This is a genomic window from Candidatus Thiopontia autotrophica, assembly GCF_982804495.1.
In genome coordinates, this window is the sequence record NZ_CEYDPX010000002.1 from 79,639 (window position 1) to 100,048 (window position 20,410).

Annotated in this window: 16 protein-coding genes; 11 read left to right on the forward strand and 5 right to left on the reverse strand. The window is 49.7% G+C overall.

The features are described 5' to 3' along the window. Nucleotides 1-938: peptidase U32 family protein (locus AC3ZFK_RS01770; RefSeq protein ID WP_487506016.1), on the reverse strand; the 938-nt coding region annotated here is incomplete at its 3' end. Nucleotides 939-961: 23 nt separating this feature from the next. Continuing rightward, nucleotides 962-1,270 carry a DUF6172 family protein gene (locus AC3ZFK_RS01775; RefSeq protein ID WP_487506015.1) on the reverse strand — a complete coding sequence of 103 codons (309 nt, stop codon included), beginning with the start codon at nucleotides 1,268-1,270 and terminating at the stop codon, nucleotides 962-964. Nucleotides 1,271-1,408: 138 nt separating this feature from the next. Between AC3ZFK_RS01775 and AC3ZFK_RS01780 the strand changes: the two genes are divergently transcribed. From AC3ZFK_RS01780 to AC3ZFK_RS01815, 8 genes are all read left to right on the forward strand, one after another. Next, nucleotides 1,409-2,452 (forward strand): tRNA (5-methylaminomethyl-2-thiouridylate)-methyltransferase, encoded by a 1,044-nt coding sequence (locus AC3ZFK_RS01780; protein ID WP_487506014.1) that lies wholly within the window; start codon nucleotides 1,409-1,411, stop codon nucleotides 2,450-2,452. Between the two features lie 11 nt (nucleotides 2,453-2,463). Further along, nucleotides 2,464-2,685: a sulfurtransferase TusA family protein gene (locus tag AC3ZFK_RS01785; protein WP_487506013.1), complete on the forward strand. Its 222-nt coding sequence runs from the start codon at nucleotides 2,464-2,466 to the stop codon at nucleotides 2,683-2,685. Between the two features lie 257 nt (nucleotides 2,686-2,942). Beyond that, the gene (gene glnA / locus AC3ZFK_RS01790; protein ID WP_487541283.1) at nucleotides 2,943-4,349 is read left to right on the forward strand and encodes a glutamate--ammonia ligase; all 1,407 of its coding nucleotides are present in this window, start codon (nucleotides 2,943-2,945) and stop codon (nucleotides 4,347-4,349) included. 242 nt (nucleotides 4,350-4,591) lie between these two features. Next, entirely contained in the window at nucleotides 4,592-5,668 is a 1,077-nt protein-coding gene (gene glnL / locus AC3ZFK_RS01795) for a nitrogen regulation protein NR(II) (protein ID WP_487506011.1), read from the forward strand. A 3-nt stretch (nucleotides 5,669-5,671) separates the two neighbouring features. Then, the gene (ntrC, locus tag AC3ZFK_RS01800; RefSeq protein WP_487506010.1) at nucleotides 5,672-7,099 is read left to right on the forward strand and encodes a nitrogen regulation protein NR(I); all 1,428 of its coding nucleotides are present in this window, start codon (nucleotides 5,672-5,674) and stop codon (nucleotides 7,097-7,099) included. A gap of 32 nt (nucleotides 7,100-7,131) precedes the next feature. Then, a complete protein-coding gene (locus tag AC3ZFK_RS01805) occupies nucleotides 7,132-8,130 on the forward strand; it encodes a peptidoglycan DD-metalloendopeptidase family protein (RefSeq protein ID WP_487506009.1) in 999 nt (332 codons plus the stop codon). After that, nucleotides 8,127-10,898: a bifunctional [glutamate--ammonia ligase]-adenylyl-L-tyrosine phosphorylase/[glutamate--ammonia-ligase] adenylyltransferase gene (gene glnE, locus AC3ZFK_RS01810; RefSeq protein ID WP_487506008.1), complete on the forward strand. Its 2,772-nt coding sequence runs from the start codon at nucleotides 8,127-8,129 to the stop codon at nucleotides 10,896-10,898. The genes AC3ZFK_RS01805 and glnE overlap by 4 nt, the downstream gene beginning before the upstream one ends. A gap of 65 nt (nucleotides 10,899-10,963) precedes the next feature. Beyond that, nucleotides 10,964-13,681, forward strand: a complete 2,718-nt coding sequence (locus AC3ZFK_RS01815) for a cation-translocating P-type ATPase (RefSeq protein WP_487506007.1) — start codon at nucleotides 10,964-10,966, stop codon at nucleotides 13,679-13,681. Nucleotides 13,682-13,755: 74 nt separating this feature from the next. On the opposite strand, the gene ppsA is transcribed toward AC3ZFK_RS01815, so the two are convergent. The 3 genes from ppsA to AC3ZFK_RS01830 form a co-directional block, all read right to left on the reverse strand. After that, complete coding sequence (ppsA, locus tag AC3ZFK_RS01820) at nucleotides 13,756-16,119, reverse strand: phosphoenolpyruvate synthase (RefSeq protein ID WP_487506006.1); 2,364 nt, start codon at nucleotides 16,117-16,119, stop codon at nucleotides 13,756-13,758. 62 nt (nucleotides 16,120-16,181) lie between these two features. After that, entirely contained in the window at nucleotides 16,182-16,520 is a 339-nt protein-coding gene (locus AC3ZFK_RS01825; RefSeq protein ID WP_487541281.1) for a hypothetical protein, read from the reverse strand. 48 nt (nucleotides 16,521-16,568) lie between these two features. Continuing rightward, on the reverse strand, nucleotides 16,569-17,135 hold the full coding sequence (locus AC3ZFK_RS01830) for a lipid-binding SYLF domain-containing protein (RefSeq protein ID WP_487506004.1): 567 nt from the start codon (nucleotides 17,133-17,135) through the stop codon (nucleotides 16,569-16,571). A gap of 205 nt (nucleotides 17,136-17,340) precedes the next feature. Between AC3ZFK_RS01830 and AC3ZFK_RS01835 the strand changes: the two genes are divergently transcribed. Genes AC3ZFK_RS01835 through AC3ZFK_RS01845 form a run of 3 tightly spaced genes read left to right on the forward strand, consistent with a single transcriptional unit; the run spans nucleotide 17,341 to nucleotide 20,408 of the window. After that, a complete protein-coding gene (locus AC3ZFK_RS01835; protein ID WP_487506003.1) occupies nucleotides 17,341-18,456 on the forward strand; it encodes an anhydro-N-acetylmuramic acid kinase in 1,116 nt (371 codons plus the stop codon). A gap of 37 nt (nucleotides 18,457-18,493) precedes the next feature. Further along, nucleotides 18,494-19,843 (forward strand): S41 family peptidase, encoded by a 1,350-nt coding sequence (locus tag AC3ZFK_RS01840; RefSeq protein WP_487506002.1) that lies wholly within the window; start codon nucleotides 18,494-18,496, stop codon nucleotides 19,841-19,843. Nucleotides 19,844-19,853: 10 nt separating this feature from the next. Then, entirely contained in the window at nucleotides 19,854-20,408 is a 555-nt protein-coding gene (locus AC3ZFK_RS01845) for a DJ-1 family glyoxalase III (RefSeq protein ID WP_487506001.1), read from the forward strand. The last annotated feature ends 2 nt before the right edge of the window (nucleotides 20,409-20,410 follow it).

Below are 20,410 nucleotides of genomic sequence, written 5' to 3' on the forward strand. Positions count from 1 at the left end.
TGTCTTGAGCGATGCAGGGCAGAGTTGTCTCGTGGGTTATCAATAAATGTCTCTCTGCCGATGGAGCTCTGCAAAAAGGAGTTTGAGAAGTCACGGTTAAATACCTTGCGCAGATCACCATCATCGATGCTGGTTGTGCCCTGTTCATAAAACTGCTGTAGCTGTTTTCTCCAGGCATCTACCACGGTATGGACATAGTGGTATTTCTTTATCCGACCCTCAATCTTGATGGAGTCGACCCCGGCATCATGGAGCGCACCAAGGTCGGAATATGCCGAGTTATCTTTTATATTTAGGGGGAAATCTCTCCCCTCGGCAGTGGTCAGGTATTGGTCTCTGCAGGGCTGGCTACAGCGACCACGGTTGCCGGAATTTCCACCGTGCAGAGAGCTCATATAACAGAGCCCTGAAAAGGAGATGCAGTTGGAGCCGTGAACAAAGACCTCGGTCAGCATCCCACTCTCATGTGCAACTGAGCTCAACTTTTTTATCTCATCAAGATTCAGCTCTCTGGAGAGGTTTGTTCTGGTAACCCCCAAATGGTGCAGGAATTTTATCTGGCCAGGGTTGTGGGTAGTCAGCTGGGTGGATGCATGAACCCTGAGCGTTGGAAAATATTTGGAGAGCAGATAGAGTAGCCCCAGATCCTGAACAATAATCCCGTCAATCCTGGTGTTGACCAGCCTGTTCAGCATGGTTAAAAGAGCTGGGATCTCACTCTCCACAATAATGATATTGACGGTCAGAAAGATTTCACAGCGGTGTTTATGTGCCAGCCGGATAATCCCGTTAAGATTTTCGAACGTTATATTTTCTGCCCGATTTCTGGCATTGAACCTATCCAGCCCACAATAGACAGCATCTGCCCCTGCAAGGATGGCCGCCTTGATGGAGTCAATATCTCCACCAGGTGCCAGTAGCTCAATCTCCCTTTTCATTGAAACCTGCCAGAGTGGGACAACTAGCCAGAATCGGTTTTTGTGGCCGGTTTTTTGGTGCGATATCCAGGCTTTGCCAAAATCTCTATATAGAAGGAGTCAAGCGGTTTGGATTCGGCCGCAGTAATCTGTTTATCAATCTCAGAGATATGAGTGACGATGCTGCTTGCCTCATCATCTCCAAATTTGCAGTCAAAATCCCAGTAGTCGGCTCCATCAGGCAGGCTCTTTCTGCGCTCCCTTTTAATGTATTTTCTGACCTCATGTTTGATGGACTCAACAAGACGGGGCCTCGTCTTCTTGGGATGGAGTAGCGAGAATGTTTTTTTCATAAGATGAGCCAGCAGTGCTATGGAGTGAGCGGGCATTATCCGTGAAAAAGGTATCAATTGATAGAACTCGAATCCATACTTTCCAGGTGTGGATTCGGGTAAAATGCGCACTCATTACTGATTAAACCGGGATATTTGATGTCGGAACCGAAAAAAGCGGCGGTATTGGTCTCGGGTGGACTGGACTCCATGCTGGCTGTGCGCGTACTCCAGGAGCAGGGTATTCATGTTGAGGGGATTAATTTCTATACGGGCTTCTGTGTAGAGGGGCATACTCACGCCATTCGCAAGAAAGACCAGAAGAAAGATAAGCGCAACAATGCTCTCTGGGTAGCAGAGCAGTTAGGGATCAAACTCCATATGGTCGATATTGTGGAGGAGTACAAAGATGTTTTGCTAAATCCCAAGCATGGCTATGGAGCCAATATGAACCCATGTCTGGACTGCAAAATCTTCATGGTGAAGAAGGCGCTGGAGTGGATGCATAAACATCAGTTTGATTTTATCGCCACCGGAGAGGTAGTGGGGCAGCGCCCGATGTCGCAACGCAAGGATACAATGCCGGTGGTATCTGGCGAATCTGGTGCGGATGACCTGTTGGTGCGCCCGCTCTGTGCAAAGAATCTTCCCCCCACACTTCCAGAGAGAGAGGGTTGGCTGGATCGTGAAGCCCTATATGACTTCAGTGGCCGCACCCGCAAGCCGCAGATGGCGCTGGCAAAACAGTTTGGCTTTGAAGATTATGCAACCCCGGCTGGCGGATGCTGTTTTCTGACTGATGAGAGTTACTCGATTAAGCTGGTTGACCTGTGGGATGCGCGTGGTTCCAGAGAGTATGAGATGGATGACATTATGCTACTCAAGGTGGGGCGTCATATTCGTCCAAGAAAGAACTTCAAGATGATCATCTCCAGAGAGGAGGGCGAGAATCACTTCCTGCAAGGTTATAGAAACCAGTACACCAGCATGAGAACAACAGATTTCCCCGGGCCTCTGGTATTGATCGATGGCGAAGCCAGTGACGAAGATTTGATGCTGGCCGGCCAAATTACCGCACGCTTTGGTAAAGGAAAAAGCGCCCCTGAGGTTACCGTAGAGATAAGAGGGCGTGATGGAGAGAGCAGAGAGATAACGGTGAAACCAATCTCTCCAGCTGATATTGAAAAAAGCTGGTATATATAGGAGTCGCCTGAATGGCCAATTTTTCCATAGATACTCGAGGCCTGCTCTGCCCCATGCCGGTAATTCGTGCTCAGGAGGTGGTTGAGGAGCTAAATCCAGGCGACCGTCTGGAGGTGCTCTCCTCTGACCCAGGCGCACTGAATGATATTCCGGCCTGGTGTCGAATCAATGGCCATGTGGTGGTGGAAAAAAGCCAGGAGGGGAGAGAGGTGCGCATTGTTATTGAGGTGTAATGCGCCCTATTATGTGGCATACGCCTAAAAATACGCACTATATTGGTGCAATTACCGCTGTTTTTATAAAAAGTTCAGAAAAAGTCTCAAGCAAGATCAGGCAGTTATACGATTGGCACGACTTATGCTATATAATCCGGCGTTCCCTTCGGATTCATGAGCACATCTGATTTCGAAGGATTAATTTTTTACAGGGGTTGGTCACAGGGTAGTGGCTACTCTTTACTAGTGTTTACATTGAATCAGGGGAGTCATTAATGTCTCAGAAAGTACTTAAACTCATCAAGGAGAACAATGCCAAGTTTGTTGATCTCCGTTTCACAGATACCAAGGGCAAGGAGCAGCACGTAACTATTCCTTCAGCCGAGGTTAATGCCGGCTTTTTCAAGGCTGGCAAGATGTTCGATGGATCCTCTATCGAGGGCTGGAAGGGAATCAATGAATCAGACATGATTCTGATGCCAGATGCAGACACTGCATTGTTGGACCCATTCTATGAGGAGCCAACAGTCATTATTCGCTGTAATATTGTTGAGCCTGCAACCATGGAAGGTTATGAGCGTGATCCACGTTCTGTAGCCTATCGTGCAGAAGAGTACCTCAAGTCTACCGGTATTGGCGACAAGGCATTCTTCGGTCCTGAGCCAGAGTTCTTCCTGTTTGATGATGTTCGTTGGGGCTCAGACATGAGTGGCTCTTTCTGCAAGGTTGACTCCGAGGAGGCATCCTGGAATACAGAGAAGGTCTATGAAGGCGGTAACATGGGCCACCGCCCTGGCGTCAAGGGTGGTTACTTCCCGGTACCTCCTGTTGACTCTACTCAGGATATCCGTACTGCAATGTCTCTGGTTATGGAGGATATGGGCCTGACTATTGAGGCACACCACCATGAGGTTGCTACTGCAAACCAGAACGAGATTGCTACTGCATTCAACTCACTGGTCAAGAAGGCGGATGAGGTGCAGATCCTCAAGTATGTAACGCACAATGTTGCACACGCTTATGGCAAAACAGCAACCTTTATGCCCAAGCCAATCGTTGGTGATAACGGAACTGGTATGCATGTTCACCAGTCCATCGCCAAGAAGGGAAAGAATATCTTCTCGGGTAACAAGTATGGCGGCCTCTCTCAGGACGCGCTCTACTATATTGGTGGAATCATCAAACACGCCCGTTCACTGAATGCATTTACCAATGCATCAACCAACTCCTATAAGCGTCTGGTTCCAGGCTTTGAGGCACCAGTAATGCTGGCCTACTCTGCCCGTAACCGTTCTGCCTCTATTCGTATTCCGTTTGTACCGGTACCCAAGGCTACCCGTATCGAGGTTCGTTTCCCTGATCCAACTGCCAACCCATACCTGGCGTTTGCAGCCATGTTGATGGCTGGCCTTGATGGCATCAAGAACAAGATCGATCCAGGTGAGGCGATGGATAAGGATCTGTATGACCTGCCAGCAGAGGAGGCAGCAGAGATCCCAACTGTATGTCACTCCTTTGAGCAGGCGCTTGAGGCGCTGGCCAATGATAATGACTACCTGACACAGGGTGATGTATTTACAGCTGACTTTATTGAAAGCTATATCGACCTGAAGATGGAAGAGGTGACTCGTATGCGTATGACCACCCATCCGGTTGAGTTTGATATGTACTACAGCGTTTAATCTGTAATACATTAAACCTGCAAAAAGCCCCCTCCATTTATGGAGGGGGCTTTTTTTATTTTTCCGATTTGTGATCCATAATAGAATGCACCATAATGGTGCATTATAGCTGCCCAGGGCATCGTGATTTATGCAGTCATGAGTATATCTTGTTTTATAACATATTGTTTTTAAAGAATATTTATTGATATGTTCGGAATAATTATGATACTGGTATAGCGATTGCATTGATTACTGAAGTTATGAATTCTTTCTCCCAAAACAGTATATCTAGCTATGCAGAGCTTGTTGCAGGCCATACAACTGTATCGATACTGATTTTAGACGCTAATCAGCGCCTCTGTTTTCTTAATCCAGCTGCAGAAATTTTACTGGGAACCAGTGCACAGAAGGCGGCAGGCATGCGAATGTCAGAAATAGTGGATATTCGTTGTGATTTGGCAAAAGGGATGCAGCGCATCTCGGAGACAAACTATCCATACACAGAGCGTGAGGTGGAGCTTCGGCTATTTAGTGGCGAGAGCTCTGTAGTGGACTGTTCACTGATTCCACTAACGGAGCATGATGAAGACAACCATGTACTGGTAGAGATACAGAGGGTAGATGAGCAGTTACGCCTGATTAATGAGGATCGGTTGATTAACCAGACGCGAGCATCAGCAGACCTGTTGCGCGGCCTGGCACATGAGATCAAAAACCCTCTGGGCGGATTAAGGGGGGCTGCACAGCTGCTTGAGGGAGAGCTGGAAGATGAGTCACTAAGAGAATATACGGAGGTTATTATTGGTGAGGCAGATCGCCTGCAGACTCTGCTCGACAGAATGTTGGGACCAAGTCGTCCGCCACGCCTGGAAGAGACAAATATTCATGAGGTACTGGAGCGGGTGCGAACTCTTGTTACTGCGGAGGCTGGAGAGTCATCACTACAGATAAAGCAAGACTATGATCCCAGCATTCCAACCATTATGGCTGATCCAGATCTGTTAATTCAGGCTCTGCTCAACATTGTTAAAAATGCGGCACAAACTCTCAACAACAGTGGTGAGATTCAGCTTAGAACACGCATATTGCGCCAGGTGACTATTGGTCATAAACATCATCGCCTGGTCTGTAGTCTGGAGGTTCAGGACAACGGCCCCGGGGTCTCGGAAGAGCTTCAAAAAACCATTTTTCTACCCATGGTAACAGGACGTGCCGAGGGAACTGGCCTCGGCCTCTCAATTGCGCAGTCTATTATCCATCGCCAGGGCGGGGTGATTGAGTGTAATTCCAGGCCCGGCAAAACCATATTCACCTTATTGATTCCGCTGGAGGAATAGAAGATGACTCAGGATACAAAAGTTAGCGAAAAAAACAGAGGGCAGATCTGGGTTATTGATGATGACCGTTCTATTCGCTGGGTTCTGGAGCGAGCACTACAAAAAGCAGGAATGGAGGTAGAGACTTTTAGTGATGGTAATGAGGTGCTGGATAGGCTGGAGCGTGAGAGCCCGGACGTTGTAGTGAGTGATATTAGAATGCCGGGTATTGATGGGCTGGCCCTGTTGAAGGAGATTGGTGCAAGACAACCGGATTTGCCGGTGATCATCATGACCGCCCACTCTGATATGGATAGTGCAGTTGCAGCTTATGAAGGGGGTGCTTTTGAATACCTGCCCAAGCCATTTGATATTGAAGAGGCCACCGGTCTGGTGCAGCGTGCTGTTGAGCAGGTGCATAGTAAACGTACCAGGCAGAGAGAAAAAGGAGAGACCGTAACTGACATCATAGGAGAGTCTCCTGCCATGCAGGAGGTGTTTCGTGCAATTGGGCGTTTGGCGCACTCCAATATGACGGTGCTGATCAACGGGGAATCCGGTACAGGCAAGGAGCGGGTTGCTCAGGCGTTGCACCGTCACAGCCCACGGGCAGACTATCCATTTATTGCCCTTAATATGGCCGCAATTCCCAGAGACCTTATGGATTCAGAACTGTTTGGTCATGAGAAGGGTGCATTTACAGGCGCCACAGGTGTGCGCAAGGGCCGCTTTCAGCAGGCTGATGGAGGCACCCTGTTTCTGGACGAGATAGGGGATATGCCGCTAGAGACGCAAACCAGACTGTTGCGCGTGCTCTCCGAAGGTGAGTTTTACCAGGTGGGCGGACATGCGCCAACCAAGGTGGATGTGAGAATTATTGCGGCTACCCATCAGGACCTGGAGGCGGCGGTCCAGGCTGGAGATTTTCGTGAGGATCTCTACCACCGTCTCAATGTTATCCGTGTTCATGTGCCTGAGCTCTCCGAGCGCAGAGAGGATATTCCGCTGTTGGCAAACCACTTTTTAAGGCTGGCGGCAGAAGAGCTTGAGGTAGAGGAGAAGGAGCTGCTTCCTGAAACAATGAATTATTTAAGTGGTCTGGAGTGGCAGGGCAACGTGCGTCAACTGGAGAACACCTGTCGCTGGATCACAGTAATGGCACCAACCAGGAATGTCTGTGTGGGTGATCTTCCAGCAGAGCTGCGTGCAGAGGGAACAGTTGGCGGTGATAGCTGGGAGAAGGCCCTTGAGCAGTGGCTGAGACAGCATCTCAACCAGGAAGAGGAAGGGTTGCTTGATCAGGTTGTTCCAACCATGGAGAAGATTCTGATCAAGACTGCGCTGGAGCATACAGCAGGCAAGAAACAGGAGGCCGCCCGTCTATTGGGGTGGGGGCGAAATACCCTGACCCGTAAAATCAAAGAGCTCTCCCTGGACGAGCATCGTGAATAACGCCACCTGATAAATCATTGTATAATGGGGAGATGAGCCGGCTATTTTCTATTATGTTGATCTCAATGCTATTCCTGCTTTCAGGTTGTGCAGAGCAGGGTGGTGCCCAGGTCAAAACTACAAAAGTAGAAAAGAGATTGGTCACACCACAACATGAGCCGAACAAACAGATAAGAGAGAAAGCCGATAAAGGCACCACCTCTATACGTCGTTGGGAAGTCTATCGAGGCCATATTACCAAGACATTTTCACGAGCAGCGAGAAACACAGGCATACCTGGCGTACATATACGCAAGCTGGAGGAGTTGTTTTCCGAGCAGATCAATTTTCGCAAAGATATTCAAAAAGGGGATCACTTTACGGTTGTATTTCAACCGGGAGCAGACGGCACACTGCAGAGTGGAAAAATTCTTGCTGCCGAGCTTAATAATCAGGGCAAACCCATACGTGTGATTAACCACACCAACCGTCGTGGAGTGTCACGTTTCTATAGTGGAGACGGTACTCCACTGGAGGCAGATTTTTTGCGTAGCCCGCTAAAAAACACCAAGATAAGTTCGCACTTCACGCTGCGTCGTTACCATCCAGTGCTCAAGAAGTATCGTCCACACAGGGGTACAGACCTTGTTGCCGCAACCGGAACTCCAGTAATGGCAACAGCAGGTGGCGTTGTAGAGAAGCGGGAGCGACAGAGAGGGTATGGAAACGTCATATTCCTGAGTCATGCCGGCGGGAAATACACCACTGTATATGCACACCTTTCACGTTTTGCAAAAAAGCTTAAGGTGGGAACACGAGTAAGGCAGGGCGAGGTAATCGGTTATAGTGGAAGCACTGGATTGGCAACCGGGCCTCATCTCCACTACGAGTTCAGAAAAGATGGTGAGTACAAGGATGCAATGCAGGTTGCACTGCCACGCACCAACAAGCTATCTACAGCAGAGCGTAAATATTTCTATCAGGCTACGGCAAAACTGCGCAAGGTTTTATTGAATCGTCATAAGAGCAGACAGCTTGCAATGAAGCAGTGAGCTCTCTCTCTACCCTTACCAGCCTTTTCAAGTTTAGCCCGTTTATTGAGAATAGTTGCCGACAGGATCAAACCCTGTTGCAGCGGCTTATCCAATCAAAAACCATCAGCTCAACAGTTGATGAGGAACATTACCGACAACAACTAAAGAGACTATTGGCACCAGTCAAGAGTGACCAGCAGCTCTCAAAGGCGCTACGCTTATTCAGGCGTGACGAGATGGTAAGGATCGCGCTGCGTGATCTTGCTGGCTGGTCTGATTACCAGACAACAGTCAGTGAGCTTTCGGCATTGGCTGATGTTGTAGTTTCAGAGACTCTAAACCTGCTATACCAATGGCAGTGTGATGAGGAGGGAACCCCGAAAGGGGAGCAGAGTGGTCGACCACAGCAGATGATTGTGGTCGCAATGGGCAAACTTGGAGCCAGAGAGCTCAACTTCTCTTCAGATATTGATCTTATTTTCACCTATCCAGAGGATGGTGAGACCAGGGGCAGGCGCCCATGGATCAGCAACCAGGAGTTTTTTACCCATCTGGCACAACGCCTGATTCGTACCATTAACAACAAGACAGCAGATGGCTTTGTGTTTCGTGTTGATATGCGACTGCGCCCATTTGGTGAGAGCGGTTCTATGGTCTCATCATTTGATGCCATGGAAGATTATTATCAGATTCATGGAAGAAGCTGGGAGCGCTATGCATGGATCAAGGGCAGAGTGATAGCAGGAGACAGCGGTGCAGGAGAGCAACTGTTAAACCTGTTGCGGCCATTCATATATCGACGTTACATTGACTACAGTGCATTCGAGTCGCTACGTGAAATGAAGATGATGATTGCACAGCAGGTACGTAAAAAAGGGATGGAAGATGACCTCAAGCTGGGGCCAGGCGGTATACGTGAGATTGAATTTATAGGTCAGGCTTTCCAGCTGGTGCATGGGGGCAGAGAACCAGAGTTACAGGTACGCCCTATTCTCAAAGTGCTGCCACTACTCTCTAAACGTGGGGAGATAAGCAGAGAAGAGGAACAGGAGCTGACAGAGGCCTACATTTTTCTGCGCAACGCTGAACATCGCCTGCAGGAGTATGAGGATAGACAGACCCAACGGCTTCCATCCAGCAAAGAACAGCGTGTGTTACTGGCTGAGTCTATGGGATTTGATAGCTGGAAAGAGTTTTTTGTTCAGCTCGAAGAGCACCGGGGCCGAGTACAGAGACGATTTGAGGAATTGTTCGCTGTCCCAGATGAGCGTGCCCCAGAAAAAGAGCAGCATCCCCTTAACCAGGCGTGGTCAGATCTTGATGACGGCATATCTGTGGAGCAATTAGTCGAGCAGTTTTCACGGCACTTCGATGAACCGGAAAATATCATAGCCTCTCTGCAGCAACTAAATAGCTCATCAACAGTCCAATCCATGAGCAGGGAGGGAAAAGAGCGTCTGGATAGATTGATGCCGCTGTTGATAGAGGCTGCCTCAAGGCAGGATGATTCAGATCATAGCCTGAAGCGGGCCATTCATCTGGTAGAGTCGATAGGCCGACGCTCCGTCTACTTTACTCTGCTGGCAGAAAATCATCACACACTAGAGCACCTGCTATTTTTGCTACAGAAAAGTGAATGGATTTCAGAGCAACTATCGCAGACCCCAATGTTGCTGGATGTGGTGCTGGATCCACGCAATCTCTTCCTTCCCGAGGAGCGTCAATCATTGACAGAAGAGCTTCTACTGCTGGGTAGCCGGGTAGATAAACAGGACCTTGAACAGCAGATGGAGTTGTTGCGCCACTTTCAGCGTAGACACATGGTTAAGGTGGCAGCGGTTGATGTAATGGACAGGCTGCCGATTATGGAGGTAAGTGATGCCCTGACCTGGATAGCAGAGAGCGTGGTGGAGTACTGTTTTCAGCTGTCGTGGGATGAGATGACCAGGCGCTGGGGACAGCCACGTATGCGCAAAGAGAGCATGGCAGCCCCGGGATTTCTGGTTATCGGATATGGCAAGATGGGAGGGATTGAGCTTGGCTATGGCTCAGACCTTGACTTGGTATTTCTCCATACAGGCCAACCAGAAGATCCATTTAGCCGTAAACAGCAACCTGTTACCCGGCGTGAATTCTATATCAGGCTGGCACAGAGAATGATCCACCTAATTAGCACTCGCACCATGAGCGGACGACTCTACGAGATTGATTCACGCCTACGCCCTAATGGCGCATCGGGATTGCTGGTCTTGGATTCAGAAGGGTTCCTGGACTACCAAAAGAAGGATGCGTGGACCTGGGAACACCAGGCACTGGTACGTGCCCGGGTGATTTTTGGTGGCGCAAAGGCAAGAGCAGAGTTTGAAAAAATTAGAAGGACAATCCTGAGTCAGCAGAGAGACGAGAGAGAGCTGCAGTCCGAGGTTAGTGATATGCGAGAGAAAATGCGTGACTCGCTAGGCCAGTGCGGCAAAGACGAGATCAACCTTAAACAGATGAAGGGAGGAATGGTTGATATCGAGTTTATGGTTCAGTACATGGTGTTACGCTGGTCATTACAGCACCCATCCTTAATGCAGTGGACAGATAATATTCGTCTACTGGAGCAGCTGGCCGAAGAGGGGCTGATTACTGATGATGAAGCAAAAACACTTGAGGAAAATTATCGTAGCTATCGAAGGCGTGCCTACCACCTATCCCTACAAAACAGGAAAGCAATCGTCTCTGCAGAAGAGTTTGTTGTAGAGCGTAAGCAGGTCACCAAAATTTGGGATCGCCTGTTGTAGGCAAGATAGTGTAGCCCTCCGCATTATTTGGAAGCCACGTGGCTGGATATGCTAGTCTCGTGATAATGAGAGAGACTGTCACTGCCAATGAACCGGTTGACTCACCACATGCCAGATCTGTGGATGAACTGCTGGAGATGCTCGATGCATCAGTGCATGGATTGGATCAGAATGAGGTGCAGAGGCGTCGATTAGAGTATGGGTTGAATACTCTTCCCCAGCCACCCAAGCCTGGGATTATGGCAATCTTTATCCGCCAGTTTTTTAGCCCACTAATTTATGTTCTTCTTTTTGCGGCATTGGTATCGCTCAGCCTTGGACACTATTTGGATGCAATTTTTATCGCCGCAGTACTTCTTATCAATGCCACTATTGGTACGGTTCAGGAGCACTCCGCAGAGAAGAGTGCGAAGGCGCTTCGTTCCATGGTCAGGACCGTCGCAAATGTTTTGCGTGAAGGTGAGCCCCTGGAACTTGATTCTGAGGAGTTGCTCCCGGGGGATATTGTTTTTCTTGGTTCAGGGAACAGGGTGCCAGCAGATATACGGTTGATCAGTGCCAAAGGGGTAGAGGTTGATGAGTCCCTGCTGACTGGTGAGTCGCTGGCTGTTGCCAAGAGTTCAGAGGGAGCATATGCGCTGGATAGTGCGGTTGGTGACCGCCTCAACATGCTCTTTAGCGGGTCAATCATCGTCCGTGGTCGTTGTCATGGCCTGGTTGTAGCGACAGGAGAGCAGACGGAGATCGGCAAGATTGCTGGCTCTCTATCAGCTACAGAGAGTGCGAAGCCGCCATTATTGCTGAGGATGGAGGATTTCACTAGGGTGATTGCACTTGTATTCGGGGTGATTGCTCTTCTGTTGATAGTTGTTGAACTGGTTCTAGGAGCCCCATTTCAGGAGGTTTTTCTGCTTGCTGTTGCCCTGGCGGTCTCCGTGATTCCGGAGGGGCTGCCCGTTGCAATTACTGTTGCCTTGGCGATTGGTGCCAACAGAATGGCCAAGAGAAACGTCGTTGTACGTCGCCTCTATGCAGTGGAGGCCTTGGGCTCATGCACTTTTATAGCCTCTGACAAGACAGGCACATTGACAGTTAATGAGATGGCCGTAGCCATGGTTGCTCTTCCTGGTGGTGAGCTCTTGAGGATAGATGGCAGGGAGAATTTGCAGGATCATCTCCCCGTCTCACAGCAGCAACAGTTGGGGGCTCTGGCAAGGAGTGTTGCGCTTAATAATGAGGCGTATCTTGGGATGCGCAATGGTAAATGGGTTCATCATGGGGATGCGGTGGATGTTGCACTACAGATTTTTGCATACAGGGCTGGAGTGATTCGGCAGGATGCAATGAGTGAGTATCCGCTGGTTGAGGATATCCCTTTTGAGTCAGAGAATCGTTTCTCTGCATCCCTCCACCAGCATGGTGACAGAGAGTTGGTTTTTGTTAAAGGGGCGCTGGAGGCACTGTTGCCGATGTGTGCCGGAATGGCATTAGCTGATGGGAAGATGGAGATTGATGAGAAAGTGGTGCTGGCGCAGTCAGAACAGCTGGCCAGAGAAGGGTATCGGATTCTGGCAGTTGCAGGTGGTGTTCGCCAGATAGCAGATGGCAGCCCGTTTACAGTAATGGATCTGGAGGGGCTTACCTTCCTGGGTCTGGTGGGGATGATTGATCCATTGCGGCAGGAGGTAAAGGGGGCGATAGAGTCCTGTCGTCATGCCGGTATTGATGTCTCGATGGTGACTGGGGACCATCCGGTAACAGCCCTCGCAATCGCCAGAGAGCTTGGGATGGCAGAGTCAGAACAACAGGTTGTTACCGGCTATCAGCTGAGGCAGGCGGAGGAGGATGGTGAGGCTGCGGTTGACAGACTGACCAGAGATACGCGAGTCTTTGCGCGTGTTGATCCTTCACAGAAGGTTGTAATTACCAGATCACTCATCCGTAACGGCCACTTTATTGCAATGACCGGGGATGGGGCCAATGATGCGCCTGCACTTAATGCGGCCAATGTCGGGGTCTCGATGGGGGTACAGGGGACAGATGTCGCCCGTGAGAGCTCGGATATGATCCTGGTTGATGACAACTTCACCTCCATCGTCTCCGGGATCGAAGAGGGGAGGGTGGCATACGCCAATGTGCGCAAGGTGATCTTTTTGTTGATCTCGACCGGTGCGGCGGAGGTAGTGCTCTTCTTCCTTGCATTGATGGCAGGGGTAGCGCTGCCCTTGCTTCCGGCACAACTGCTCTGGCTCAACCTTGTCACCAACGGGATTCAGGACGTTGCACTCGCCTTTGAGCCGGCAGAGGGTGATGAGATGAGGCGCCCCCCACGCAGTCCAGAGGAGCCGATATTCAATCGGCTGATGGTGGAGCGCATCATTGTCTCCAGCCTTATGATGGGGGTTACTGCATTCATCCTCTATTGGAACCTCACGCATGTTCTGGGGATGGATATAGATGCTGCCAGAAATAGCACACTGTTACTGATGGTGCTTTTTGAGAATGTCCACGTCTTTAATTGCCGGTCCGAAAGTCGATCGATTTTTCAACTCTCTCCACTACGGAATCCGCTCCTTCTTTTTGGCACGGTATTGGCGCAGTTGATCCATATTGGTGCCATGTATGTGCCTTGGTTACAGAGAGTATTGGGTGTTCAGCCCATCAGTTTCGAACACTGGTTGCAGTTGTTGGGGATTGCTTTGTTGTTGATGGTGGTGATGGAGATCCAGAAGAAAATAAACAGGCACCATCCCGGGAATGGCCCCCTTCTGGCTGCGGGGTGAAAAATGGACAGGGTGTCTGGTCTGGAGATGGCCCAGGCAGTGATCAACCAGGTGATTCAGTAGGGGATACCGACCTATCCCAGGCCGTTCCAGGTCTCGATTATGCTGTTCGGGCTCATAGAGATACTGGAAATCTCCTGTTCTACCAGCCACCTTGCAAACTCCGGATAATGTGAGGGGCCCTCCCCACAGATACCAACACTCTTGTGCTGGTTGTGACACGCCTGGATAACCCTGGAGATGCTCTCCTTGATTGCCGGATTGCGTTCATCAAACCCAGCGGCCATCCACTCGGAGTCACGGTCCATCCCCAGGGTAAGCTGGGTCAGATCATTGGAGCCGATAGAGAAGCCATCAAAATATTCGAGAAACTCCTCGGCGAGGATCACGTTGGAGGGCACCTCGCACATCATGATGATCCGGAGGCCATCTTCTCCCCGTTTCAGCCCATTCTCCTCGAGTAGACTGATGATATCTATGGCCTCGTCCAGGGTGCGTATAAAGGGGATCATGAGCTCTATATTTGAGAGCCCCATTTTCTCCCGTGCCCGCTTTATCGCCTTGCACTCCAGTTCGAAACAGGGGCGGAATGGTTCCGACAGCTGCCGTAGTGCCCCCCTGTATCCAATCATTGGATTAGACTCAAATGGCTCATACTCTCTGCCGGCAATCAGGTTTGCATACTCGTTTGATTTGAAGTCTGAGGTTCTGATGCGTACTGGGTTTGGGGAGAATGGCGCTGCAATAGTTGCTATCCCCTCGGTGAGTTTCTCAACATAAAATTCGATGGGTGATCCATAGCCGGATATTTTTCTCTCTATCTCATCTCTACTCTCAGCGGGGAGATTTTCGAAATCGATAATCGCCCTTGGGTGGATGCCGATGATATTGCTGATGATGAACTCCATCCGCGCGAGTCCAACCCCATCATTGGGGATGGAGGCGTAGTCGAAGGCGCGCCCGGGGTTTCCAATATTGACCATCATTCTGGTTTTGAGCGGAGGCAGTGACTTGATTGGTGTGGTAATAAGCTCAAATGCGAGTGCCTTATCGTAGACATAACCATCATCACCCTCCGCACAGGAGATGGTGACAGTGTGGTCGTTGGGGATGGATTCGGTTGCATCCCCGGTGCCGACAATTGTGGGGATCCCCAGCTCCCGCGCAATAATGGCTGCATGGCAGGTACGGCCCCCGCGGTTGGTGACGATGGCTGAGGCCCGCTTCATGATCGGCTCCCAATCTGGATCGGTCATGTCGGTAACCAGAATATCACCGGGCTGAATACGCTCCATCTCCGAGATGTTGGCAATGATTCGTGTGGTTCCGTTGGTGATGGCCTGCCCAATGGCGCGTCCCTTGGCCAGAACGGTACCCCTCTCCTTGAGTTTGTAGCGGTTAATGGAGTTGGTTGTTTTCTCCTGACTCTTTACCGTCTCCGGGCGTGACTGGACGATATAGATTTTGTTGTCGACACCATCAAGGGCCCACTCAATATCCATAGGGCGTCCATAGTGCTCCTCGATGGTGACGGCGTAGCGCCCCAACTCATGAATCTGCCGGTCATTGAGGCTGAAGCGGTTACGCTCCAGTTCAGGGACACGTTCGGTAACGATAAAATCCTTCAGATTGTCCCGTGCATAGATCTTGCGGATCTCCTTTGATCCCAGTGTCCTGCTCAGGATGGCGTGATGTCCTGTGGCCAGTGTCGGTTTGTAGAGATAGAACTCATCGGGGTTGACTGCTCCCTGTACCACCGTCTCCCCAAGGCCATAGGCTGAGGTGATAAGGATTACATCCCTGAATCCGGACTCCGTATCCAGGGTGAAGAGCACGCCGCTGGAGCCGAGATCGCTACGTACCATCTGCTGTACCCCGACCGATATTGCAATGCTCTGGTGGTCGAAGTGCTGATGCGCCCGATAGGAGATGGCGCGGTCATTGTAGAGCGAGGCAAATACATTCTTGATTGAGGCGAGGACACTCTCCACTCCACAGACATTAAGGTAGCTCTCCTGCTGTCCGGCAAATGAGGCGTCGGCAAGATCCTCGGCGGTCGCCGAGGAGCGGATGGCAACACTCAGTTTTCCATCAGTCTGCCCCTCCAGTTTTTCATAGGCGGAGGTTATGGCATTGAGCAGGGGAACGGGAAATGGGGAGTCAAGAATCCAGCGCCTGATCTCAGCACCACACTCCTTCAGCGCATGAATATCGGTGGGGTCCAGTGCCTCAAGTGACTGGTGGATCCTCTCGGTCAGGTGGCTGTGGGCAAGAAAGTCCCGGAATGCATGGGCAGTGGTGGCAAAGCCGTTGGGAACCCGGACACCCTTGTCCGAAAGGGCATGGATCATCTCGCCAAGAGAGGCATTCTTGCCCCCAACCTGACCCACATCCCCCATCCCCACCGAATCAAGCCAGACTACGTAGTTATCTACCACCCATCTCCTCCTTTGAGAAAGGTCTCATTAGGGTCGATATGAGTCTTGTAGTTTCTAGCAACTTAATTCCATAGTGGAATAAAGCTAAAGATTGGCACAAATATAGATATCAATATCACTGTTAACCCGTACATGGTGCGCCCTCGTATGATTGTCTTGACCCCCATAATCAGGGTGGCAGTTGCAATAACTACTCCAATCACCCCTAGCCCCAAGGCCATCAAGGCGAGCACGAGCCATGTTCTTGCGGCCGATAATGATGCTCTCTCTTCCGTGTCGACATCATGGGGGTTTCCTGCAATCAGGAAATAGATGATGGGTATTATTGGAAGAGCCATCATAAAGACATCGATAAAAGTAACGTTGGTTGTTCCCATCATGTTTGTTTGCTCATTGAGCATCCTCCCTTATTGAGAGGGAGAGATTGCTGGTTTGTTAAGGGCTGTGGGTTACTTGGGTGTGTAGCTGAATTTTTGTCCGCCGATTGATGCTTCGTACATCAATCCACCTTTGGCTATTGTGAAAGAGGCCATCCCTTTGTTGTACTGCCCTGTTGTTGTAGCGTCATTTCTTCCGCCGCTCGCTCCTACAGAATTACCAATGGTTGATGCTGTTCCAGAGACTCCAGCAGTAATTGCCACGGCATTTGCTTGCGCACTAAATTCAAACTTGCCCGTGGTGAATTCCTCAAATGCCCGCTTGTCCTGAAAGAAGATGATTTGGCTGAATGCCTGTGCACCAAGCTGAAATCCTATTGTTAGTTGTGTTGCTGTGGTGTCACCGACATGGTCATGCCCAACATATACTCTACCATCGCCATAAGAGCCGCCAATACCAATACCAACCTTTCCAATAGTCGGAAACACGGCATAGCCATGGGCATCATTAAAAAACCCACCGCTTTCGCCAGCTTTTTGAAAAATTTCGATAGTCTCATGAAATTCATCTGCCCAGACATTGCTAAATGAGAGCAGAAGAGAGAGAGCAAGAGATGGAGCCAGCTTGATGTGTTTCATAAATAATTTTCTCCAGTGGTGTGGCGCAAGATTATGTGTGACTAGTATTGTGACAATGACGTAACCAACCTAACAATCCTGTACGGAAATGTCCAATAATTTAGCTAAGGGGCGTGGATGAGAGCGCTTTACATGTATGGTAGCTATTCATTGATAAGTACAACGTAACAGGTTACCGTCATCTGATGATTTTTATGGATAGGCAATGAGTGAGTATTTTGTAGGTCTGATGTCAGGCACCAGTATGGATGGTGTTGATGCTGTGGTTGTTGATTTTTCAACCTTCCCCCCATCTCTCTGTGCAACAGATGTGACCCAAATTTCACCATCTCTTAAAGAGAGAATTCTTGCTCTCTGCATGGAGGGGGAGAATGAGATTGAGAGGATGGGAGAGTTGGATGTTGAGTTGGGAGTGCTTTTTTCAGATGCCGCAGTAGCCGTGGTTGAGAAAGCAGGTCTGGCAGCAGAGAAGATAGTGGCGATTGGCAGCCATGGACAGACAATTCGTCATAAACCAACTGGTAGTACACCGTTCACCCTGCAGATTGGCGACCCTAATATTGTTGCGCAACGGACAGGAATCACCACGGTGGCAGATTTTCGTCGCCGTGATATTGCTGCTGGAGGAGAGGGCGCACCATTGGCGCCAGCCTATCACCGCTGGTTGATGAGAGGGCAAAGTGGTGCTGTAGTCAATATTGGGGGCATGGCAAATGTAACGCTCTTACCAGCAGACAGAGGCGCTCCTGTGGTTGGGTTTGATACCGGTCCTGGTAATGTGTTGATGGATTATTGGGCTGAAGAGTCATTCGGCACAAGAATGGATAAGGATGGTCTCTTTGCCAGGCAAGGAGAACTATCCTCCAGCCTGTTGAAATCTATGTTGAGCGATCCTTTCTTTTCACGGCCATCTCCAAAAAGTACAGGGCGTGAGCTATTTAATAGTGACTGGCTTTATGGTGGCTGGAGTTCACTAGTTAAATCGCTTCCGGTAGAGGATGTTGCCGCCACTCTATGTGAACTGACGGCCGTTACAGTCGCAGATGCTGTGCGTGACCAGAATGTTGGTAGGCAACAGTTGTTGGTATGTGGGGGCGGAGCGCACAACTCCTTTCTTCTGGAGCGCATGGCTGTAAATTTATCGGGCTGGAGTGTTGATTCAACAGCATCGATTGGGGTTGATCCAGATTGGGTAGAGGCAGTAGCTTTTGGCTGGCTGGCTCGTCAAACCGTTCGTGGAGATGTTGGTAATATCCCATCTGTTACAGGCGCAAACCAATCGGTAATACTGGGTGCAATTTTTCCTGTAAAATCTGCATAATTATTAATGAGTTTTTAACCTGACAGCGGATTGCTTAATGAAGACAAAAGCGCGTGACTTACTGATTTTATTGACCGGATTAATCCTTGGGATTTCACTTGCCGTGGAGCGTAGTGTATTGGCTGAACGGGAGGAGGGCGCTGTTGTTCCACTGCCGCTGGATGAATTACGGGCCTTTAGTGAGGCGTTTAGTAATATTAAAAATAGCTATGTTGAAGATGTGAGTGATGAGGAGCTGCTTAATAACGCAATCAAGGGGATGGTGAGTGGCCTGGATCCACACTCATCCTATCTGTTGCCAGAGGCACATGATGAGCTACAGGTTAGCACTACAGGTGAGTTCGGTGGTCTGGGGATTGAGGTGGGCATGGAGGATGGCTTTGTCAAAGTGATCTCACCAATTGATGATACTCCAGCACAGCGCGCAGGAATGCAGGCAGGTGATCTGATCATACGCATTGATGGCACAGCTGTTCAGGGCATCACCTTGGGTGATGCAGTCAAGAAGATGCGCGGCAAAGTTGGCACAAAGATTGAGCTTACCGTGGTGCGCAAGGGGGAAGATCAGGCTCTGACAGTTAATATTATTCGGGATGTGATAAAAATTCGTAGTGTTAAAAGCCGCACCCTGGAGGATGGTTTTGGATATGTACGAATCAGTCAGTTTCAGATGCGTACGGGAGAAAATCTTGAAAAGGCCATCAAGAAATTGATCAAAGAGAATGATGGAGAGGATCTGAACGGGTTGGTGCTGGATCTGCGCAACAACCCTGGAGGTGTGTTGAGTGCTGCGGTAACTGTTGCAGACGCATTTCTGACAGATGGATTGTTAGTCTATACGGATGGTCGTGTGAAAGATTCAAAAATAGAGTTTGAGGCTGATTCAGATGACATCATGAATGGTGCACCATTGGTTGTATTGGTGAATAGTGGGTCTGCTTCAGCATCCGAGATTGTCTCTGGAGCACTACAAGACCACAAGCGGGCGGTAATAATGGGTACCAAGACATTCGGCAAAGGCTCTGTGCAGACAATCCTGCCAATGCGTGAAGGTGCGGCTCTGAAACTGACAACGGCACGTTATTACACACCATCTGGACGCTCTATTCAGGCAGAGGGGATTGCCCCGGATATTGAGTTGAGCAATATCAAAATCGAAAAGAGTGACAAAGATAAAAAGAAGAATCTTCATCGTGTTTCAGAGAGAGATCTTTCTGGCCACCTAAGCAATGGGAATGGCGAGACCTCTAATGGTGATGACGATACAGGAACGAGGAAGGCTGATGACGGTGAGGAGCCAGAAACAAACCTGGCAGAGGATGACTTTGTTCTGTTTGAGGCCCTGAATATGCTTAAAGGGCTACATCTGCTGCACGCTCCACATTAGGGATAGATCAATGGGTAGTGATATTTCTGTATTGGTTCCACTGGCAGAGGGGTTTGAAGAGCTGGAAGCAATAACCATTGTTGATCTGTTGCGACGAGCAGGGATCAAGGTAGTGGTTGCCGGACTGAGTGATGGCCCAATTAAAGCCAGTCGTGACACCGTGCACATTGCAGATATGTCACTTGATGAAGCTCTGCAACAAGATTATGAGATGGTTGTGTTGCCCGGTGGCCTGCCAGGGGCGGATCATCTAAATGCAGATCCACGTATCCATAAGCTGGTTCAGAAAATGGCAGCTGAAGATAGATATACAGCAGCAATTTGTGCGGCACCAAAGGTGTTGGCTGATGCCGGGGTGTTAAATGGTAAAGAGGCCACCAGTTATCCAGGCTTCTTGCAGGGGACATCTGCCAATATTATTGAGGATGCTGACGTGGTTTCCGATGGTAAAGTCATAACCTCACGAGGGCCGGGGACTGCAATGGATTTTGCGCTTGAATTGATTGAGGCTCTGCTGGGCAGAGAGGCACGTCAGGATGTAGAAGAGCCACTGGTACGTGGCTAGAG

What these genes read in the sequence shown, in the direction of transcription:
- AC3ZFK_RS01830 (WP_487506004.1), bottom strand. Translation starts at nt 17,135, where the DNA reads ATGAAACACATCAAGCTGGCTCCATCTCTTGCTCTCTCTCTTCTGCTC.
- AC3ZFK_RS01775 (WP_487506015.1), bottom strand. Translation starts at nt 1,270, where the DNA reads ATGAAAAAAACATTCTCGCTACTCCATCCCAAGAAGACGAGGCCCCGT.
- AC3ZFK_RS01780 (WP_487506014.1), top strand. Translation starts at nt 1,409, where the DNA reads ATGTCGGAACCGAAAAAAGCGGCGGTATTGGTCTCGGGTGGACTGGAC.
- AC3ZFK_RS01785 (WP_487506013.1), top strand. Translation starts at nt 2,464, where the DNA reads ATGGCCAATTTTTCCATAGATACTCGAGGCCTGCTCTGCCCCATGCCG.
- glnL (WP_487506011.1), top strand. Translation starts at nt 4,592, where the DNA reads ATGAATTCTTTCTCCCAAAACAGTATATCTAGCTATGCAGAGCTTGTT.
- AC3ZFK_RS01845 (WP_487506001.1), top strand. Translation starts at nt 19,854, where the DNA reads ATGGGTAGTGATATTTCTGTATTGGTTCCACTGGCAGAGGGGTTTGAA.
- AC3ZFK_RS01805 (WP_487506009.1), top strand. Translation starts at nt 7,132, where the DNA reads ATGAGCCGGCTATTTTCTATTATGTTGATCTCAATGCTATTCCTGCTT.
- AC3ZFK_RS01825 (WP_487541281.1), bottom strand. Translation starts at nt 16,520, where the DNA reads ATGCTCAATGAGCAAACAAACATGATGGGAACAACCAACGTTACTTTT.
- AC3ZFK_RS01815 (WP_487506007.1), top strand. Translation starts at nt 10,964, where the DNA reads ATGAGAGAGACTGTCACTGCCAATGAACCGGTTGACTCACCACATGCC.
- AC3ZFK_RS01835 (WP_487506003.1), top strand. Translation starts at nt 17,341, where the DNA reads ATGAGTGAGTATTTTGTAGGTCTGATGTCAGGCACCAGTATGGATGGT.
- glnA (WP_487541283.1), top strand. Translation starts at nt 2,943, where the DNA reads ATGTCTCAGAAAGTACTTAAACTCATCAAGGAGAACAATGCCAAGTTT.
- AC3ZFK_RS01840 (WP_487506002.1), top strand. Translation starts at nt 18,494, where the DNA reads ATGAAGACAAAAGCGCGTGACTTACTGATTTTATTGACCGGATTAATC.
- ntrC (WP_487506010.1), top strand. Translation starts at nt 5,672, where the DNA reads ATGACTCAGGATACAAAAGTTAGCGAAAAAAACAGAGGGCAGATCTGG.